Source organism: Micromonospora sp. NPDC005299 (assembly GCF_042872345.1).
In the GTDB taxonomy this organism is placed as follows: Bacteria; Actinomycetota; Actinomycetes; order Mycobacteriales; family Micromonosporaceae; genus Micromonospora.
In genome coordinates this window covers 169439-184696 of record NZ_JBIAKG010000003.1, presented here as the reverse complement: position 1 = coordinate 184696, position 15258 = coordinate 169439, and the positions used below count along the sequence as shown (strand labels likewise).

The 15258-nt window shown below is 73.7% G+C and carries 16 protein-coding genes; 10 read left to right on the top strand and 6 right to left on the bottom strand.

The genetic code is table 11. The features are described from left to right. Positions 1-62 precede the first annotated feature (62 nt). From ACFYPD_RS10150 to ACFYPD_RS10140, 3 genes are all read left to right on the top strand, one after another. On the top strand, positions 63-1001 hold the full coding sequence (locus ACFYPD_RS10150; protein ID WP_387110987.1) for an ABC transporter substrate-binding protein: 939 nt from the start codon (positions 63-65) through the stop codon (positions 999-1001). Positions 1002-1126: 125 nt separating this feature from the next. Further along, positions 1127-2215 carry a FecCD family ABC transporter permease gene (locus ACFYPD_RS10145; protein ID WP_387110984.1) on the top strand — a complete coding sequence of 363 codons (1089 nt, stop codon included), beginning with the start codon at positions 1127-1129 and terminating at the stop codon, positions 2213-2215. Beyond that, on the top strand, positions 2212-2991 hold the full coding sequence (locus ACFYPD_RS10140) for an ABC transporter ATP-binding protein (protein ID WP_387110981.1): 780 nt from the start codon (positions 2212-2214) through the stop codon (positions 2989-2991). Before ACFYPD_RS10145 ends, ACFYPD_RS10140 begins: the two co-directional genes overlap by 4 nt. 24 nt (positions 2992-3015) lie before the next feature. Here the strand turns inward: ACFYPD_RS10140 and ACFYPD_RS10135 are convergent, their stop codons facing one another. The 3 genes from ACFYPD_RS10135 to ACFYPD_RS10125 all read right to left on the bottom strand — a co-directional run bounded on the left by ACFYPD_RS10135 (position 3016) and on the right by ACFYPD_RS10125 (position 5504). Further along, positions 3016-3774, bottom strand: a complete 759-nt coding sequence (locus ACFYPD_RS10135) for a VOC family protein (protein WP_387110979.1) — start codon at positions 3772-3774, stop codon at positions 3016-3018. A 95-nt stretch (positions 3775-3869) separates the two neighbouring features. After that, complete coding sequence (locus ACFYPD_RS10130) at positions 3870-4607, bottom strand: ABC transporter permease (RefSeq protein WP_387110976.1); 738 nt, start codon at positions 4605-4607, stop codon at positions 3870-3872. Positions 4608-4616: 9 nt separating this feature from the next. Next, positions 4617-5504: an ABC transporter ATP-binding protein gene (locus ACFYPD_RS10125; protein ID WP_387110973.1), complete on the bottom strand. Its 888-nt coding sequence runs from the start codon at positions 5502-5504 to the stop codon at positions 4617-4619. 177 nt (positions 5505-5681) lie between these two features. Between ACFYPD_RS10125 and ACFYPD_RS10120 the strand changes: the two genes are divergently transcribed. The 4 genes from ACFYPD_RS10120 to ACFYPD_RS10105 are packed head-to-tail and all read left to right on the top strand — an operon-like array spanning position 5682 to position 7907. Further along, positions 5682-6002 carry a type VII secretion target gene (locus tag ACFYPD_RS10120; protein WP_387110970.1) on the top strand — a complete coding sequence of 107 codons (321 nt, stop codon included), beginning with the start codon at positions 5682-5684 and terminating at the stop codon, positions 6000-6002. 8 nt (positions 6003-6010) lie between these two features. Further along, complete coding sequence (locus tag ACFYPD_RS10115) at positions 6011-6937, top strand: WXG100 family type VII secretion target (protein ID WP_387110967.1); 927 nt, start codon at positions 6011-6013, stop codon at positions 6935-6937. A 9-nt stretch (positions 6938-6946) separates the two neighbouring features. After that, positions 6947-7300: a YbaB/EbfC family nucleoid-associated protein gene (locus tag ACFYPD_RS10110; RefSeq protein WP_151461307.1), complete on the top strand. Its 354-nt coding sequence runs from the start codon at positions 6947-6949 to the stop codon at positions 7298-7300. A gap of 4 nt (positions 7301-7304) precedes the next feature. Next, positions 7305-7907 carry a hypothetical protein gene (locus ACFYPD_RS10105; RefSeq protein ID WP_387110965.1) on the top strand — a complete coding sequence of 201 codons (603 nt, stop codon included), beginning with the start codon at positions 7305-7307 and terminating at the stop codon, positions 7905-7907. A 72-nt stretch (positions 7908-7979) separates the two neighbouring features. On the opposite strand, the gene ACFYPD_RS10100 is transcribed toward ACFYPD_RS10105, so the two are convergent. Then, a complete protein-coding gene (locus ACFYPD_RS10100; RefSeq protein ID WP_387110962.1) occupies positions 7980-10019 on the bottom strand; it encodes a HelD family protein in 2040 nt (679 codons plus the stop codon). Between the two features lie 183 nt (positions 10020-10202). On the opposite strand from ACFYPD_RS10100, the gene ACFYPD_RS10095 reads away from it, so the two are divergent. The 3 genes from ACFYPD_RS10095 to ACFYPD_RS10085 are packed head-to-tail and all read left to right on the top strand — an operon-like array spanning position 10203 to position 12989. Then, positions 10203-10784 (top strand): ArsR/SmtB family transcription factor, encoded by a 582-nt coding sequence (locus tag ACFYPD_RS10095; RefSeq protein WP_387110959.1) that lies wholly within the window; start codon positions 10203-10205, stop codon positions 10782-10784. A 42-nt stretch (positions 10785-10826) separates the two neighbouring features. After that, positions 10827-12104, top strand: coding sequence for an MFS transporter (locus ACFYPD_RS10090; RefSeq protein ID WP_387110956.1), 1278 nt, complete (start codon positions 10827-10829; stop codon positions 12102-12104). Between the two features lie 33 nt (positions 12105-12137). After that, positions 12138-12989 (top strand): menaquinone biosynthetic enzyme MqnA/MqnD family protein, encoded by an 852-nt coding sequence (locus ACFYPD_RS10085; RefSeq protein ID WP_387110953.1) that lies wholly within the window; start codon positions 12138-12140, stop codon positions 12987-12989. Between the two features lie 73 nt (positions 12990-13062). Here ACFYPD_RS10085 and ACFYPD_RS10080 read toward each other — a convergent pair whose 3' ends face one another. Together ACFYPD_RS10080 and ACFYPD_RS10075 are read right to left on the bottom strand one after the other, a co-directional pair. Beyond that, a complete protein-coding gene (locus ACFYPD_RS10080) occupies positions 13063-13998 on the bottom strand; it encodes a hypothetical protein (protein ID WP_387110951.1) in 936 nt (311 codons plus the stop codon). Next, positions 13998-14963: a hypothetical protein gene (locus ACFYPD_RS10075; RefSeq protein WP_387110948.1), complete on the bottom strand. Its 966-nt coding sequence runs from the start codon at positions 14961-14963 to the stop codon at positions 13998-14000. The genes ACFYPD_RS10080 and ACFYPD_RS10075 overlap by 1 nt, the downstream gene beginning before the upstream one ends. Positions 14964-15258 lie beyond the last annotated feature (295 nt).

The window sequence follows — 15258 nt, the reverse complement described above, 5'->3', positions numbered from 1 at the left end:
GGACGGGCCCGCCCAGGTCCCTGTCGGCGAAGCACCACGCTCCTCGACCGACAGGAGGACCGATGTCCAGACGTACCCCCCGGCTCTTCGCCGCCGCCCTCGCGGTCGGCGCGCTGCTCCTCGGCGGCTGCGCCGAGAAGACCTCGAACGACACCCCCGCCGCCGGCGGCAGCTCGGCGGCGGCCGCCTTCCCGGTCACCGTCGGCAAGCTGACCCTGGAGAAGCGCCCCGAGAAGATCGTCTCGCTGTCGCCGTCGGTGACCGAGATGCTCTTCGCCATCGGCGCCGGCAAGCAGGTCACCGCCGTCGACGACAACTCCAACTACCCGCCTGAGGCGCCGAAGAGCGACCTCTCCGGCTTCCAGCCGAACGCCGAGGCGATCGCCGGGAAGAGCCCGGACCTGGTGGTGCTCTCCAACGACACCAACAAGATCGTCGACCAGCTCACCACGCTGAAGATCCCGGTGCTGCTCACCCCGGCGGCGACCACCCTCGACGACACGTACCAGCAGGTCAGCGACCTGGGCAAGCTCACCGGCCACCCGGCCGAGGCGGACGCCGTCACCAAGAAGATGAAGGACGACATCGCGGCGCTCACCAAGGACCTGCCGCAGCGGGCGAAGAAGCTCACCTACTACCACGAGCTCGGCCCGGAGCTGTACAGCGCGACCAGCAAGACCTTCATCGGCTCGATCTACGCGCTGGCCGGCCTGGAGAACATCGCCGACCCGGCGGACGCCGACGGGAAGAACGGCGGCTACCCGCAGCTCTCCCAGGAGGTCATCGTCAAGGCGAACCCCGACTTCGTCTTCCTGGCCGACACCAAGTGCTGCAAGCAGACCCCGGAGACCGTCAAGGCGCGCAGCGGCTGGGCCGGCGTCACCGCCGTGAAGAACAACCAGATCGTCGGCCTGGACGACGACATCGCGTCGCGCTGGGGTCCGCGGGTCGTCGACCTGCTCAAGGCGATCGTCGACGCCACCGCCAAGGTCCCGGCCTGACGGTGACCGTGCGACCGGCGGACAACGCTCACCGGCCGGCCGGGACGCCCGACGCGTCCCGGCCCGCCGGCGTGCCCGGCGCGGACCGGCCCGCGCCTGGTACCCCGTCCGGGCCGGGTGCGCCCGTGACGGTCGGTGGGGAGCCCCCGGCCGGACCGGGTGCGACGGTCCGGCCGGCCGGGCTGCGCACCCGCTGGCTGCTCGCCGGCATCGGCGCGGTGCTCGTGGCGCTGGTCGCCGGCGTCTCGCTCGGCCCGGTCAGCCTGCCCCCGGGCAGCGTCGCCGCCGAGCTGCTCAACCTGCTGCCCGGGGTGCACCTGGACAGCGGGCTCAGCGAGCGGGAGATCGCCATCGTCACCGAGCTGCGGCTGCCCCGGGTCGTGCTCGGTCTCCTCGTCGGCGCCCTGCTCGCCCTGGCCGGCGGCGCCTACCAGGGCGTCTTCCGCAACCCGCTGGCCGACCCGTACCTGCTGGGCGTGGCCGCCGGGGCCGGGCTCGCGGTGACCGCCGTGATCGCGCTCGGCGCCGGTGCCGGCGGGGCGCTGACCGGGATGCCGCTCACCATCCCCCTCGCCGCGTTCGTCGGCTCGCTCGGCGCGGTCGTCATGACGTACCTGCTCGGCGCGGCCGGCGGGCGCGACCGGTCACCGGCCACGCTGATCCTGGCCGGAGTGGCGGTCTCGGCGTTCCTCGCCGCCGGGCAGACCTACCTGCTGCAACGGAACTCCGACAGCATCCAGCAGGTCTACTCCTGGCTGCTCGGGCGGCTGGCCACCGCCGGCTGGCACGACGTCCGGCTGGTCCTGCCCTACTTCGTGCTCACCGCCGTGGTGGTGCTGCTGCACCGGCGCGAGCTGGACGTGCTCTCCGTCGGCGACGACGAGGCCACCAGCCTCGGCCTGCACCCGCAGCGCTCCCGCTACCTGCTGATCGCCGCCGCCTCGCTGGGCACCGCCGCCGCGGTCTCCGCCTCCGGCCTGATCGGCTTCGTCGGCATCATCGTGCCGCACACCGTACGGCTGCTCGCCGGGTCGAGCTACCGGGTGATCCTGCCGCTGTCGATGCTCTTCGGCGGGGCGTTCCTGGCGCTGACCGACGTGGTCGCCCGGACCGCCGCCGCCCCCGCCGAGGTCCCGATCGGCGTGGTCACCGCGCTGCTCGGCGGCCCGTTCTTCGTGCTGGTCCTGCGTACCGCCCGCCGGGTGCTGACATGAGCGCCCCCGCCGTGGAGCTGCGCGGCCTCCGGGTCGAGCTGGGCGGCACGCCGATCCTGGCCGGCGTGGACCTGGCGGTCGCGGTGGGCGAGTGGGTCACCGTGATCGGCCCGAACGGCGCCGGCAAGTCGACCCTGCTGCGCGCCGTCGGCGGCCTGCTGCCCGCGCCGGGCGCGGTCTCCCTCTTCGGTACGCCGATCAACTCCCTCCGCCGCCGCGACCGGGCCCGGGTGGTGGCCACCGTGGCGCAGTCCCCGGTGGTGCCGGCCGGCATGTCGGTCTTCGACTACGTGCTGCTGGGGCGCACCCCGTACATCCCGGCGCTGGGTCGCGAGTCGGCCGCCGACCTGGCCGCCGTGCACGAGGTGCTGGACCGGCTCGACCTGGGCGCGTTCGGGCGCCGCGAGCTGGCCACCCTCTCCGGCGGCGAGCGGCAGCGGGTCTTCCTGGCCCGGGCGCTGGCCCAGGGCGCCACCCTGCTGCTGCTCGACGAGCCGACCAGCGCGCTGGACATCGGCCACCAGCAGGAGGTGCTGGAGCTGGTCGACCAGCTCCGCCGCGAGCACGACCTGACGGTGCTCGCCACCATGCACGACCTCTCCATCGCCGGCGAGTACGCCGACCGTCTGGTCCTGCTCGCCGAGGGTCGGGTGGCCGCCGCCGGCCCACCCCAGGAGGTCCTCACCGAAGCCCTGCTGGCCCGCCACTACCGCGCCAACGTCCGCGTCATCCCCGGCGACCACGGCCCCCTGGTCGTCCCCGTCCGCCCCCGCTGAAGGAGGGCCCCCTCCTCGCCTGGGTCAGCGGAGGGCGGTGACGGAGAAGAGGGCGCCCTGGGGGTCGCGGAGCGCGGCGCTGCGGCCGGCCGGGTTGTCCCGGGGCGGGACGAGGATGGTGCCGCCCAGCTCGGCCGCTCGGGCCGCGGTGGCGTCCGCGTCCTCGACCGCGAAGTAGACCGTCCAGTACGCCGGCAGGTCCTCGGGCAGCGGCTCCAGCTGCGGCATCATGCCCGCGACGATCCGGGCGCCGCACCGCCACCCCGTGTAGGTGACCGGGCCGCTCGGCTGCTCCTCGGGGTGCCAGCCGAAGACCAGCGCGTAGAAGTCCTTCGCCCCCTCGGGGTCGGGGGTGACCAGCTCGTTCCAGCACACCGCGCCGGGGACGTTGAACAACTCCGCCCCGCGCATCGCCATCGGCTGCCAGACGCTGAACACCGCACCGGCCGGGTCGGCGAGGACCGCCATCCGGCCCTGCTCGAAGACGTCGAACGGGGAGACCACCACCTGGCCGCCGGCCGCCTCCACCCGGGTGGCGACCAGGTCGGCGTCGTCGGTCGCCACGTACGTCGACCAGACCGGCACCTGGTCCGGGGCGGCGGGCGGCCCGGCACCGGCGACGGCCCGGCCGTCCTTGAGGAACGTGGTGTAGCCGCCGGCGGAGGGCTCCGCGGCCACCCGGCCGGTCCAGCCGAACAGCTCCGGGTAGAACCGCTTCGCGTCGTCCAGGCCGGGTGTGGCCAGGTCGGCCCAGCAGGGCGTGCCGGGCTCCACGCCGTCCACGCTGACCCCTCTCGCCGGGAGCGGCCCCGCTGGCACGCCCTGCCGGCATCGTGGCACCGTCTCGCCGGCCGCCGGGCCGGATTCGGACTAAAAGGTCAGGTGAAGCGGCGCCCCTCGTCCCGGCGGTACGCCCACCCGGCGACCGCCGCGAGCGCCACCACCCAGACGATCAGCATCACCAGGGCCCGGGGGTCGGGCCGCCAGTCGGTGACGGCCGCCCACATCAGCTCGACCGCGCCTCGGGTCGGCAGGTAGGGGGCGATCGCCTGGATGAAGCCCGGCGCGTCGTCCGGGCCGGAGAGGAGGCCGCCGCCGAAGGCCAGCGGGAAGAACACCACCTGTGCCACCACGATGGCCGCCTTGCTCGGCAGCGAGTAGCCGATGGCCATGCCCAGCAGGGTGAACGGCACCGAGATCACCGCCACGCCGGCGAGGCCGAGCAGGAACTGCGCCAAGGTCACCCGGGCCGCGGTGGCGACCGCGGCGATCACCACCACCGGGATCATCGACAGGTAGGTCAGCACCAGGCCGGCCAGGATCCGCCCGGCCAGGCGCGGCCCGGGCCCGGCCGGCAGGGTCCGGGTGTACGGGTTCCAGGGCTGGTCGCGGTCCTCGGCGACGCCCACCCCGTACTGGAAGATGTTGGCGCTCATCACCGCGAAGGTGACCATGGCGGCGGTGGCGTAGGTGGCGCCGGCGGCGTCGTCACCGGCGAACGGCACCACGAAGAAGAGCATGGCGGCGGCGGGGAAGAAGGCGCTGCCGACCACCGCGACCGGAATCCGGACGATCTCCAGGAGCTGGTAGCGGGCGTGGACCAGGGCGAGCGGCACGGAGGTCTCCTAGGCGGGGGTGGGTGCGGGCCGGTCGCCGGCGGTCAGGGTGAGGAACGCCTCCTCCAGCGAGGTGGGCCGGACCTCCAGGTCGCGGAACGCCACGCCGGCGGCGACCAGATCCCGGACGAGCTGGTCGGCGTCGGTGGTGAGCAGGTGGGTGCGTCCTTCGGCGTGCTCGGTGGCCACCACGCCGGGCAGCGAGGGCAGGTCGTCGGCGACCAGGCTGACCCGGCGTACGCCGACGATGCCGCGGATCGCCGCCACCGAGTCGTCGGCGAGGACGCGGCCGCGCCCGATCACCACCACCCGCTCCGCCAGCGCCTCCACCTCCTCCAGGTAGTGGCTGCTCAGCAGAACCGTGCCGCCCTCGGCGTGGAAGCCCCGGACGGCCTCCCACAGGGTGCGTCGGGCCTCCACGTCCAGCCCGGTGGTGGGCTCGTCGAGGACCACCAGGCGGGGCCGGCCGACGAAGGCGAGCGCCACCGCCAACCGGCGGCGCTGCCCGCCGGAGAGGCCGCCGGTCTGCCGGCGCACCTGGTCCGTGAGGCCGAACCGGTCGAGCAGCTCGCCCCGGGGCACCGGGTCGGGGAAGTGCGCGGACACGAAGTCGACCACCTCGCCGACCCGCAGCGTGCCGGGCAGGCCGGTCTCCTGCGAGGTCACCCCGAGCTGCCGCCGGCTCGCCGGGTCGCGCGGGTCGCCGCCGAGCAGCTCGACCCGGCCGGCGGTGGGGCGACGCAGCCCGACCAGCAGGTTGAGCAGGGTGCTCTTGCCGGCGCCGTTCGGCCCGAGCAGGCCCACCAGCTCCCCGGCGCGGACGGTCAGGTCGACCCGGTCCAGTGCCAGCACCTCGCCGTAGCGGCGGCTGACCTGGTCGGCGCGGGCCAGGATCATCGTCAGGCTCCTCGGGGGGGTTGCGGCCCCGGGCGGGGGCGTGCCCTCACCTGTGTACCGTGCCGGCGCGAGTTCCACCGCCCCGCGCGGAGGGGTGCTGATCGCCTACTGTGGTAATCCCGTTGTCCGGCCCCGCCGGCGACGGTCACTGCCGACTGGACACTGGGGAGGGTCCACGTGACGAGTCCGAGCAGGAACCTGCAGGTCCAGCCGGAGGCGTTGACCGCGTTCGCGGCCGCGTCCCGGGACCGGGCCGGCCGCTTCCGCGAGCTGCGCCGGGTCTTCCACGACGGGCACGTGCCCCGGCACGCCTTCGGCATCATGCCGGCGTCGTTCGGCCTCGCCGCCGCGTACGCCGAGCAGTTCGAGGCGTGCCTGCAGGGGCTGGAGGACGGCGCCGAGGTGATGGCCGACATCGCCGAGGGGATCAGCGACACCGCCGACGCCTACACCGGGACCGACGTGGCGACCACCGACATGTTCACGCCGGGCGGCTGAGGGGCCTGATGAGCACCGAGGCGTTGCAGCGCAACAAGACCTACTTCGAGCAGATCGTGTCGGGCACACCGGACCCGTTCAAGCCGCTCTCCAACGCCGTGCTCTGGCCGTTCGAGCAGCTGCTGGAGCTGGTCGCCGGCGAGCCCGACGACCTCATGCAGGCGGCCCAGCTCGCCCTCTCCACCGGCGAGGCGGTGCGGCAGATCGCCGGCGACCAGATCGCCGACCGGGCCCGGCTGCGCGGCGCCTGGGACGGCGACGCGGCGGAGAAGTTCCACGCCTCGATGGAGTCCGTCGAGGAGGCGATCGAGGAGCTGGCCAAGGGGCTGGACGGCACCAAGGAGGTGCTGGTCGACGCGGCGAACGCGGCGGTCGACGCGTTCAACCTGCTGGTCGAGCTGATCCTGGAGTTCCTGCTCTGGTTCCTGACCGAGGTGATCATCGCCGCGGTGGCCGCCGTGCTCAGCGCGGGCGTGACGCTGGCCGCCACGGTCGTGCGGGTGCTGGCCCGGCTGGCCACCACGGTCGGCCGCATGGTCAAGATCGTGGCCCGGTTCGCGGAGATCCTCACCAAGCTGGTCACCAAGCTGGAGCGGGTCGCCGAGCTGCTCATGAAGTACCGCCAGGTGGTGATGGAGCTGAAGCAGGCCAAGAAGGCGTACCGGCTCTGGAACAAGTCCGGTTACGGCCGAGAGGCGTTCGGGTTCATGGCGAAGCGGACCGCCATCCTGTTCCCCGGCAAGTTCGCCATCAACCAGGCGTCGCCGGTGAACATCCCGGGCATCGGCGGCGCGCTGCTCGACACGGGGGTCGGCCTGCACGACGTCTCCGACGGCCACAAGGACCGCAACTACCTGGTGGACGGCACCTACTCGGAGGACCTGGGGCCGTACACCAAGGGCGTGCAGAACGTCTTCGACTCGATCGTGAACTGAGAGGCAGCCATGACGTTCCCGGCCCTGGACCGGATCGAGGCGCTGGCCCGCAACCTGGACGGGTGGCAGCGCGAACTCGGCGCGCGGATGGCCGAGCTGGAGCAGAGCAGCGCCGAGGGGGTGAGCGACTCCGGCCTGGTCACCGTCACGGCGGCCGCCGACGGCCGGATCCTCTCCACCGAGATCAACGCGCGGGCCATGCGGCTCGACTCCTACACCCTCGCCGAGGAGTTCACGGCCGCGGCGAATCGGGCCCAGGAGGCCGCCGCCGCCCGGGTCCGGGAGATCGTCGGCGAGGTGATGGGCAACGCGCCGGCCGCGGAGCGCCGCACCGACGACGGCTACGGCCACGACCGATACTGAGCCGATGGACCAGACCGCATACCGGGACCGGATCGGCCAGCTCGTCGAGCCGGGCGAGCGGGTGCTGGCGTACGCGGAGGCCGAGGCGGCGAACGGGGCGACGCCACCTCCGCCGCCCGACGCGGCGAAGCGGGAGGCGCCCGCCGGCCGGGTGAGCATCGGGGCCGTGCTGCTCAACGTGATCTCGCCGCTGGTCAGTTGGGCCTGGGGCGATCGGCTGGTGGACCGGGTGGTCTGGGGCATCGCCGGGCGCGGCGCCCCCGGTTCGGCGGCCTCCCGCCTGCACCACGCGCTGCGCCCGCCCGGCCCGGACCTGGCGGTGCGGGACACCCTGCTGGTGGCCACCGACCGGCGGCTGCTGGTCTGTGTGAGCGGGCCGAGGAAGTTGCTGTCCAGCCGGGCGGACGACGAGCGGTCCGTGGCGGAGACCGGGATCGCCTGGTCGGCGTCGCGGGCGGAGCTGGCGTCGGCCCGGGTGGGCTGGCACCGGCTGAACCCGAAGCGCCTGCGCCTCGACTTCGCCGACGGCTCCTGGCTCGCCTTCACCGTGCCGATCGCCGAGTCCGGCCGCCCGCTGCGGGACGTCGCGGCCGCGCTGTCCGCCTGAGCCGCCGCCGCGTTCGCCGCCGGCCCGTCAACGGTTGGTCGCCGGCGGCCGTTAGCCGCGTCGCACCACCGGTCAGCCGGCCAGCGGGGCGGGCAGCGGCTCGCGGTGCAGCACCGCCAGGCGGGACACCGCCCGGGTCAGCACCACGTACAGGCGGTGCAGGCCGCGCGGCTCGGCGGCCACGATCGCGGCCGGCTCGACGACCACCACGTGGTCGTACTCCAGGCCCTTGACCAGGGTCGCCGGGACGACGGTGACCCGGGCCGCGGCCTCCACGTCGTCGGCGGTCGCGGTCTCGACGCCCGCGTCGGCGAGGGCCGCGCGGAGCCGGTCCACGGTGTCGTCGGCGGCGATCACGCCGACCGAGCCGTCGTGCGCCAGCGCCGCCCGCACCTCGGCCACCGCGGCAGCCGTCAGGTCCTCGACGGTACGCACGTCGAGCGTGCCGTCCCGGCGCAGCGACTGCGCCGGGGGCACGTCGACGGCGAGCGCCGGCAGCAGCCGGTTCGCGAAGGCGACCACCGCGGCCGGCACCCGGAAGCCGATGCTCAGCGGCACCACCGCCGCGTCCGGCTTGCCCAGGTGGGCCAGGGACTCCCGCCAGTCGGTGGCCGCCCAGGGCGCGGTGCCCTGGGCCAGGTCGCCGAGGAGGGTGATGGAGCCGTGCTCGCTGCGCCGGGCGATGGCCCGGCACTGCATCGGGGAGAGGTCCTGCGCCTCGTCGACCACCACGTGCCCGAAGCCGGCGGGCCGTTCCAGCAGCCCGGCGGCCTCGTCGATGAGCACCGCGTCCGCGGCGGTCCACCGGGTCGCCTTCGGGGTGCGCCCGACCGGGCCCGACCGGAACAGTTCCTGCTCCTCGGCCGTGAGCAGGCCGTCGGCGGCGGCGGCGAGCGCGTCGGCGTCGGTCCTCAACCGGTGCAGCAGCCCGTCGGGCGTGAGCGCCGGCCAGACCGCATCGAGGAACTCGGTGACCGGCTTCGCCTTGCTCATCCGGCGCAACCAGGCGTCGCTGGGCGAGTCGGCCCGGCGGGCCTCCGACTGGCGTTGCAGCAGCCCCACCACGCGGGCGCGGACCCGGTCCCGGCCGGTCGCGTACGGCAGGTCCTCGCGGCGGGTCTCCTCGACCAGCCGGTGCAGCGGGTCGAGGCCGATCCGCCAGCGGAACGAGCCGTCCGAGGCCATGATCGGCTCGGTGGGCGTGCCGATGTGCGCGCCGACCGCGCGGCGCAGCACCTCGGCCATCCGGACGTCGTGCTTGAGAGCGGCCACGGCGGGCTCGTCGACCGCGCGGACCGGCACCCGGACGACCAGGTCCTCCACCGTGGCCTGCTCGACCTCGACCTCACCGAGCGCCGGCAGCACCGCCGCGATGTAGGACAGGAACGCCCGGTTGGGCCCGACGATCAGCACGCCCGACCGGCGCAGCCGCTCGCGGTGCAGGTAGAGCAAGTACGCGGCGCGGTGCAGCCCGACCGCGGTCTTACCGGTGCCCGGCGCGCCCTGGACGCAGATCGAGTCGGCGAGGTCGGCCCGGACCAGCTCGTCCTGCTCGGGCTGGATGGTGGCGACGATGTCGCGCATCGGGCCGACGCGGGGGCGCTCGATCTCGGCGGTGAGGATGCGGCTGGCGGTGCCCAGCTCCTCGCCCCGGTCGAGGCGCTCGTCCTCGAAGCTGGTCAGCACCCCGGAGCTGAACCCGAACCGGCGCCGGACCGCGACGCCCTGCGGGTCACGGGCGCTGGCCCGGTAGAACGACCGGGAGACCGGCGCCCGCCAGTCCAGCACGAGCGGCTCGCCCAGCTCGTCGGTGACGTGCCGGCGCCCGACGTGGTAGTCGCGTCCGGCATGGTCCGGATCAATGTCACCGAAGTCGAGCCGGCCGAAGAAGAGCGGCGTGGTCGGGTCGTCGGCCAGTTCCTTGACCCGCCGGGCCATGTGCCGGCCGAGCTGCTCGGCGGTGTACGCGTCCCCGGCCACCTTGTCACCGGTGGCGAAGAGGGACTCGGCGCGCTCGCGCATCCGGCGCAGCGCCGCGCGGGAGGTGTCCAGGTGGGCGCGCTCGGCGACGAGCTCGGCGTCCAGGGTCTGTTCTTGGGCGTGCAGGGTCATCCACGTACTCCTCGTCACGGGGAACAACGCTGCCGCTCGCGTTTCCGACCTCGGGTCGGCGCGGGGACGTCCTGTGCGGTGCTACTCACCACGGCCGTCAGGCGGGACAGAAAAGCCTACTCCGGTCGGGTCGGCGGGCAACCGAATTTCCCGGGCACCGGCCGAGGCGGGATCATGGGTGGCATGACCGAGGCGCGTCCGGAGCAGCGCCGGGTGACGATCAGCGACCCGCAGGTGATGCGGGCCCTGGCCCACCCGGCCCGTATGGCGATCATGGAGCATCTCAGCACGGTCGAGGGCGGTGCGACCGCCACCGAGTGTGCCGAGATCGCGGGGCTCTCGCCGAGCGCGACGAGCTACCACCTCCGGGAGCTGGCGAAGTTCGGCCTCATCGAGGAGGCTCCGAGCCGGGGGGACGCCCGGGAGCGGGTCTGGCGGGCGTTCAGCCCGTCCTACTACATCGAGTCGGGGCAGGACGCGGACTCCGAGGCCCGCGCCGCCGAGCTGGCCGTGGTCGACGCGCACCTGGCCCGGGACGGCCAGCGGGCCCGGGACTGGATCCGGCGCGCCCCGGACGAGCCGCGCGACTGGTATCAGGCGGCCTGGTTCAGCGACAGCCTGCTCCAGGTGACCGCCGAGGAGTTGACCGAGCTGAACGAGGCCGTCCAGGCGCTGCTGGACCCCTATCGGCGCCGGCTGCGGAAGGACCCGCCGGAGGGCGCCCGCACGGTCGCCGTGCAGTACCGGGCGCTGCCCATCGACTGACCGGGGTTGCGCCGATCAGGTGTGAAGGATTATTTTCGAAATATGCCCTTCGCATCTGGTCCCTCGCGCTGGTCGGACGTCTGGCTCGCCACCGCCGCCCGGGGGGTCTCCAGCTGCGGAGACTTCCTCGCCGCCAGCGCGCTGACCCTGGCGCTCCAGTCCGCCGGGGCCGGCGGGCTCGCCGTCTCCGGGCTGCTGCTCGCCGCCACGTTGCCGCTGGTCGCGCTCGCCCCGCTGACCGGCCGGCTCGCCGACCGGGTGGACAGCCGGGTCCTGCTGGTGGTCGCCGGGCTCGCCCAGGCCGCGATCTGCCTGGCGCTCGCGTACGCCGGGCACCCGGCCCTGGTCATCGCGCTGGTGGCGCTGCTCGCGGCCGGGCTCGCGGTCACCCAGCCGGTGCTCTCCGCGCTGGTGCCGGTCATGGTCCGGGCCGAGGATCTGCCCCGGGCCGGCGCGCTGAACCAGACCGCCGGCACGCTGGGCGCGCTCGCCGGGCCGGCGCTGGCCGGGCTGCTCGTCGGCCAGTTCGGCACCCGGGTGCCGCTGCTCGTCGATGCCGTCAGCTACCTCGCCCTGGTGGTGGCCGGCCTGCTCATCCGTACCCGACGGGGTGGCCTCCGGTCGGCGGTGCCGGCCGCCGGCGGCGCGACCCCGCCGCCCGCGTGGCGGTTCCGCCGCGACCCGCTGCTGATGGTGATGGTGGGCAGCCTCGCCGCGGTGATCGCCGCGGTCGGCGCCATCAACGTCATCGAGGTCTTCTTCATCCGGGAGACGCTGCACAGCACCACCACGGTCTACGGCCTGGTCACCGGCGCCTGGCCGTTGGGCATCGTGCTCGGCGGCTGGCTGTTCGCCCGGCTCGCCCGCCGGCTCACCGACGACGGGGCGCTGCTCGGCGCCGGGCTGGTCCTGCTCGGTGGCTGCTGCCTGGCGGTGCTGGCCTCGGCCGCGGTGCCGTCGGCCTGGCTGCTCGTGCCGATCTGGCTGGTCGGCGGGGTGGGCAACGGCGGCGACAATGTCTTCAACAACCTGCTGCTGGCCCGGCGGGTGCCCGAGGCGGTCCGCGGCCGGGCCTACGCGGTCTTCGGCGCCGCGGCCCAGGGTGCCGGGATGGCCGGCTACCTGATCGGCGGCGTCCTGCTGGAGGTGGCCGCGCCCCGGCCGCTGGTCGCCGGCTGCGGTGTGGCCGGGGTGCTGGTGGTCGTCGGGGCGTCCTGGCCGGTGTGGCGGGCGGTCCGGGCCGAGCGCTCCGCCCGGCCCGCCGCCGGGCCGGGGAGCCAGCGGCGTGCGGAGTTGGCCACTCCGACCCCCTCCCGCTGAGCCGGCCCGACCCGGCGGGGATACCGTCGGGTCATGGCCGACCGCATCGCCCGCCCCCGGGTGGGGCACATCCAGTTCCTCAACTGCCTGCCGATCTACTGGGGGCTGATGCGCTCCGGGGCGCTGATCGACGTCGACCTGCACAAGGACTCGCCGGACCGGCTGAACGCCGCGCTGGTCGCCGGGGACCTGGACATCGGCCCGATCTCGCTCGTGGAGTACCTGCGGAACGCCGACGACCTGCTGCTCCTGCCGGACCTCGCGGTCGGCAGCGACGGCCCGGTGCTCTCGGTCAATGTGGTCTCCACCCGGCCCCTCACCGAGCTGGACGGCGCCCGGGTGGCGCTCGGCTCCACCTCGCGTACCGGGGTGCTGCTGGCCCAGCTCCTGCTCGCGGAGCGGTACGGGGTGCGCCCCGAGTACTTCCGCTGCCCGCCGGACCTGACCCAGATGCTGCTGGAGGCCGACGCCGGGGTGGTGATCGGCGACGTGGCGCTGCGCGCGCTCTACGAGGCGCCGGGCAAGGGCCTGGCGGTGACCGACCTCGGGCAGGCCTGGCGGGAGTGGACCGGGCTGCCGATGGTCTTCGCGGTCTGGGCGGTCCGCCGCGACTTCGCCGCCGCCCACCCCGGCCTGGTCAAGGAGGTGCACGAGGCGTTCCTGCGCTCGCGTGACCTGTGCCTGGCCGAGCTGGACCAGGTGGCCGAGGCCGCGGCCCGCTGGGAGCCGTTCGACGCGGCGACCCTGGCGACCTACTTCCGCACCCTCGACTTCTCCCTCGGCGAGCGGCAGGTGGCCGGCCTGCGGGAGTTCGCCCGCCGCGCCGCGGCGATCGGCGAGGCGCCGGCGCTGCCCGAGGGCGGTCCCGAGTTCTTCCAAGGCTGACCCCGCCCACGACGGCGATGTGGCGGCGTCCCGGGATCGGGACACCGCCACATCGGCGAGCTGAGGGCGCGGGTCAGGTCGCCGGGCGGAGCAGCGCCTCGGTGATCTTCTCGCAGTTCTTCATGCCGTAGTCGTAGCCCATGTTGATGGGGTAGCGGACCATCACGCCCATCGTCCAGGTGTCGCCGATCGCCAGGCAGTTGATGTGCATCTCCTGCTCCTTGGTCCGGTCGATCCAGCCGTTCTTGATGGCGATGGTCTTCTGCACCTTGGCCGGGAACGCCTTGCGGATGCCGAAGTCGCCGGCGCCGCGGACCAGCCGCATCTCGTTCAGCAGCCACTTGGTCCACTTCGGGCCGGCCGCGCGGCCGTCGTCGATGCAGCGGCCGAGCCGGGCCGTGTCCCGGGGGGACAGCTCGGTCCGGCTCCAGCCGCCGTCGCTGGCGACCTTGCTGTCGGTCAGGTCGCACATCTGGATCAGGCGCTTGATCGAGGCCGACCGGCCGACGCCGTTGTAGAACTGCTCGGCCCGGGTGTTGTCGCTGTCCCGGATGATCTGGGTGGCGTCGTCCAGCTTCGCGTCGCTCGGGGTCTGCCCGGCATCGGCCGCCCGCCGGAGGTAGTCGGCGACGATCCAGGACTTGATCATCGAGGCGGTGGTGCTCGTCTCGTTCATGTTCTTCGAGCCGATGATCTCGCCGGTCCGCTTGTCCAGCACGCTCCAGGCGTACCAGCCCTTGATGTTCAGGTTGTCGAGGTCCTGCGCCTCGAACGGCAGCGGCGTCAGCGAGGGCGACGGCGACGGCTCGGGACGCGCGTCGCGGTCGGTGGGCGCGCCCGTGGACCGGCCGGCGGCGCTCGGGGCCGGATGCGAGGCGGCCGTGGGGCGCAGCGGCGAGCCGGGGACCAGCCGGAGCGCGACGAGCGCGAGGCCGACCAGGATCACGGCGACGGCGCTGTAGAGCAGCGGGCGGCGGTCACTGCCCGGCCGGCGCCGGCTGCCCGCCATCAGAGCTTCCCGACCGGCTGCTGCGGCACCTTGAGTGCGGCGCCCGGCTGCGGGGTCACGAGCTGCGTGGCGACGCTGGCGCAGACCTTCGCGCCGTACGAGGGGGTCTTCGTGTCGCCGGCGCCGGGATAACGCATCATCACGGCCAGGGTCCAGTCGTCGGTAACCGCGAGGCAGTTGACGTGCCACTGACCGTCGGCCCAGAGCATGGTGAAGCCGTTCTTGATGCTGACCGGCCCCTGCGACGTGATCGATGCGGGCAGGCCGTCGACGATGCCCCAGTGACCGCCCTGGACGGCCTCGGACTTCTGGTCCTTGACGCTGCCGCGCACGTTGGCCATCTCGTTCAACACCCACTTCGTCCACCTCGGCCCGGCGGCGGTGCCGTCGCCGATGCAGTCGCCCATGCGCACCGCGTCGCGCGGCGACATCTGGGTGTACGCCCACTTGGCCTTGGTGGGTTCAATCTTCGTGTCGGTCAGCTTGCACATCTTGATCAGCCGGGTCAGCACCGGCTTGCGGCCGCCGGCGTTGTAGAGCGCCTCGGCCGAGATGTCGTTGCTGTCCCGGATGGCGGTATCCGCCTGCTTCTTGCGCACCGAGCTGGGCGCCTTGTCGCCGAGTTCACGCAGGTAGTCCGAGACGATCCACGCCTTGATCATCGACTCGGTCGAATTGGTCGACTTCATGTTCGGCGCGCCGCTGATCTCGCCGGTCTTCCGGTCCATGAGCGCCCAGGAGAAGAACTTGCCCTTGAAGTCCACCGAGACCGGCCCGGCGGCCAGCGTCGGCTTCGGGGGCGCGCTGGGGGCAGGCGTGGGAACCTGCGCCACGCCGCCGCCGATGCCGCCGAGGCCGCTGATCCCGTCGCCGCCGGAGAGCTTGGCGTACGCGGCGGGGACCAGCATGCCGCCGCCGAGAAGGACCGCCACGATGGCGAGCACCATGGTCACGCGAGGTCGCATGAGTGGGTGAACTCCAGATTGTCTGGCCGGGGGGACCGGCGCTTTCCGAATGTGTTTCGGCCTGATCGCCGAGGCCGGGGGAATGGCCTGGAGCCGGTGGCGATCGTCAGCAGCCGATCGGTGTGCCGGGCGAAGTCTACTTCCGGACAGGCCGGATGCCAGATCCCGACGCCCGGCAACTCGCCGCGAAGGCGGGACATTGGACCGCTATGCCGCTCTTGTGGGGATTCATCTTTGGCACGTGGCCGAGGTCACAACGTTTGCGCAGGTCAGGAGCGATCACTGGAAGCGGTCG

Coding starts and splice junctions, on each gene's coding strand:
- ACFYPD_RS10150 (WP_387110987.1), top strand. CDS start 63: ATGTCCAGACGTACCCCCCGGCTCTTCGCCGCCGCCCTCGCGGTCGGC.
- ACFYPD_RS10140 (WP_387110981.1), top strand. CDS start 2,212: ATGAGCGCCCCCGCCGTGGAGCTGCGCGGCCTCCGGGTCGAGCTGGGC.
- ACFYPD_RS10125 (WP_387110973.1), bottom strand. CDS start 5,504: ATGATCCTGGCCCGCGCCGACCAGGTCAGCCGCCGCTACGGCGAGGTG.
- ACFYPD_RS10115 (WP_387110967.1), top strand. CDS start 6,011: ATGAGCACCGAGGCGTTGCAGCGCAACAAGACCTACTTCGAGCAGATC.
- ACFYPD_RS10110 (WP_151461307.1), top strand. CDS start 6,947: ATGACGTTCCCGGCCCTGGACCGGATCGAGGCGCTGGCCCGCAACCTG.
- ACFYPD_RS10105 (WP_387110965.1), top strand. CDS start 7,305: ATGGACCAGACCGCATACCGGGACCGGATCGGCCAGCTCGTCGAGCCG.
- ACFYPD_RS10100 (WP_387110962.1), bottom strand. CDS start 10,019: ATGACCCTGCACGCCCAAGAACAGACCCTGGACGCCGAGCTCGTCGCC.
- ACFYPD_RS10095 (WP_387110959.1), top strand. CDS start 10,203: ATGACCGAGGCGCGTCCGGAGCAGCGCCGGGTGACGATCAGCGACCCG.
- ACFYPD_RS10090 (WP_387110956.1), top strand. CDS start 10,827: ATGCCCTTCGCATCTGGTCCCTCGCGCTGGTCGGACGTCTGGCTCGCC.
- ACFYPD_RS10085 (WP_387110953.1), top strand. CDS start 12,138: ATGGCCGACCGCATCGCCCGCCCCCGGGTGGGGCACATCCAGTTCCTC.
- ACFYPD_RS10080 (WP_387110951.1), bottom strand. CDS start 13,998: ATGGCGGGCAGCCGGCGCCGGCCGGGCAGTGACCGCCGCCCGCTGCTC.
- ACFYPD_RS10075 (WP_387110948.1), bottom strand. CDS start 14,963: ATGCGACCTCGCGTGACCATGGTGCTCGCCATCGTGGCGGTCCTTCTC.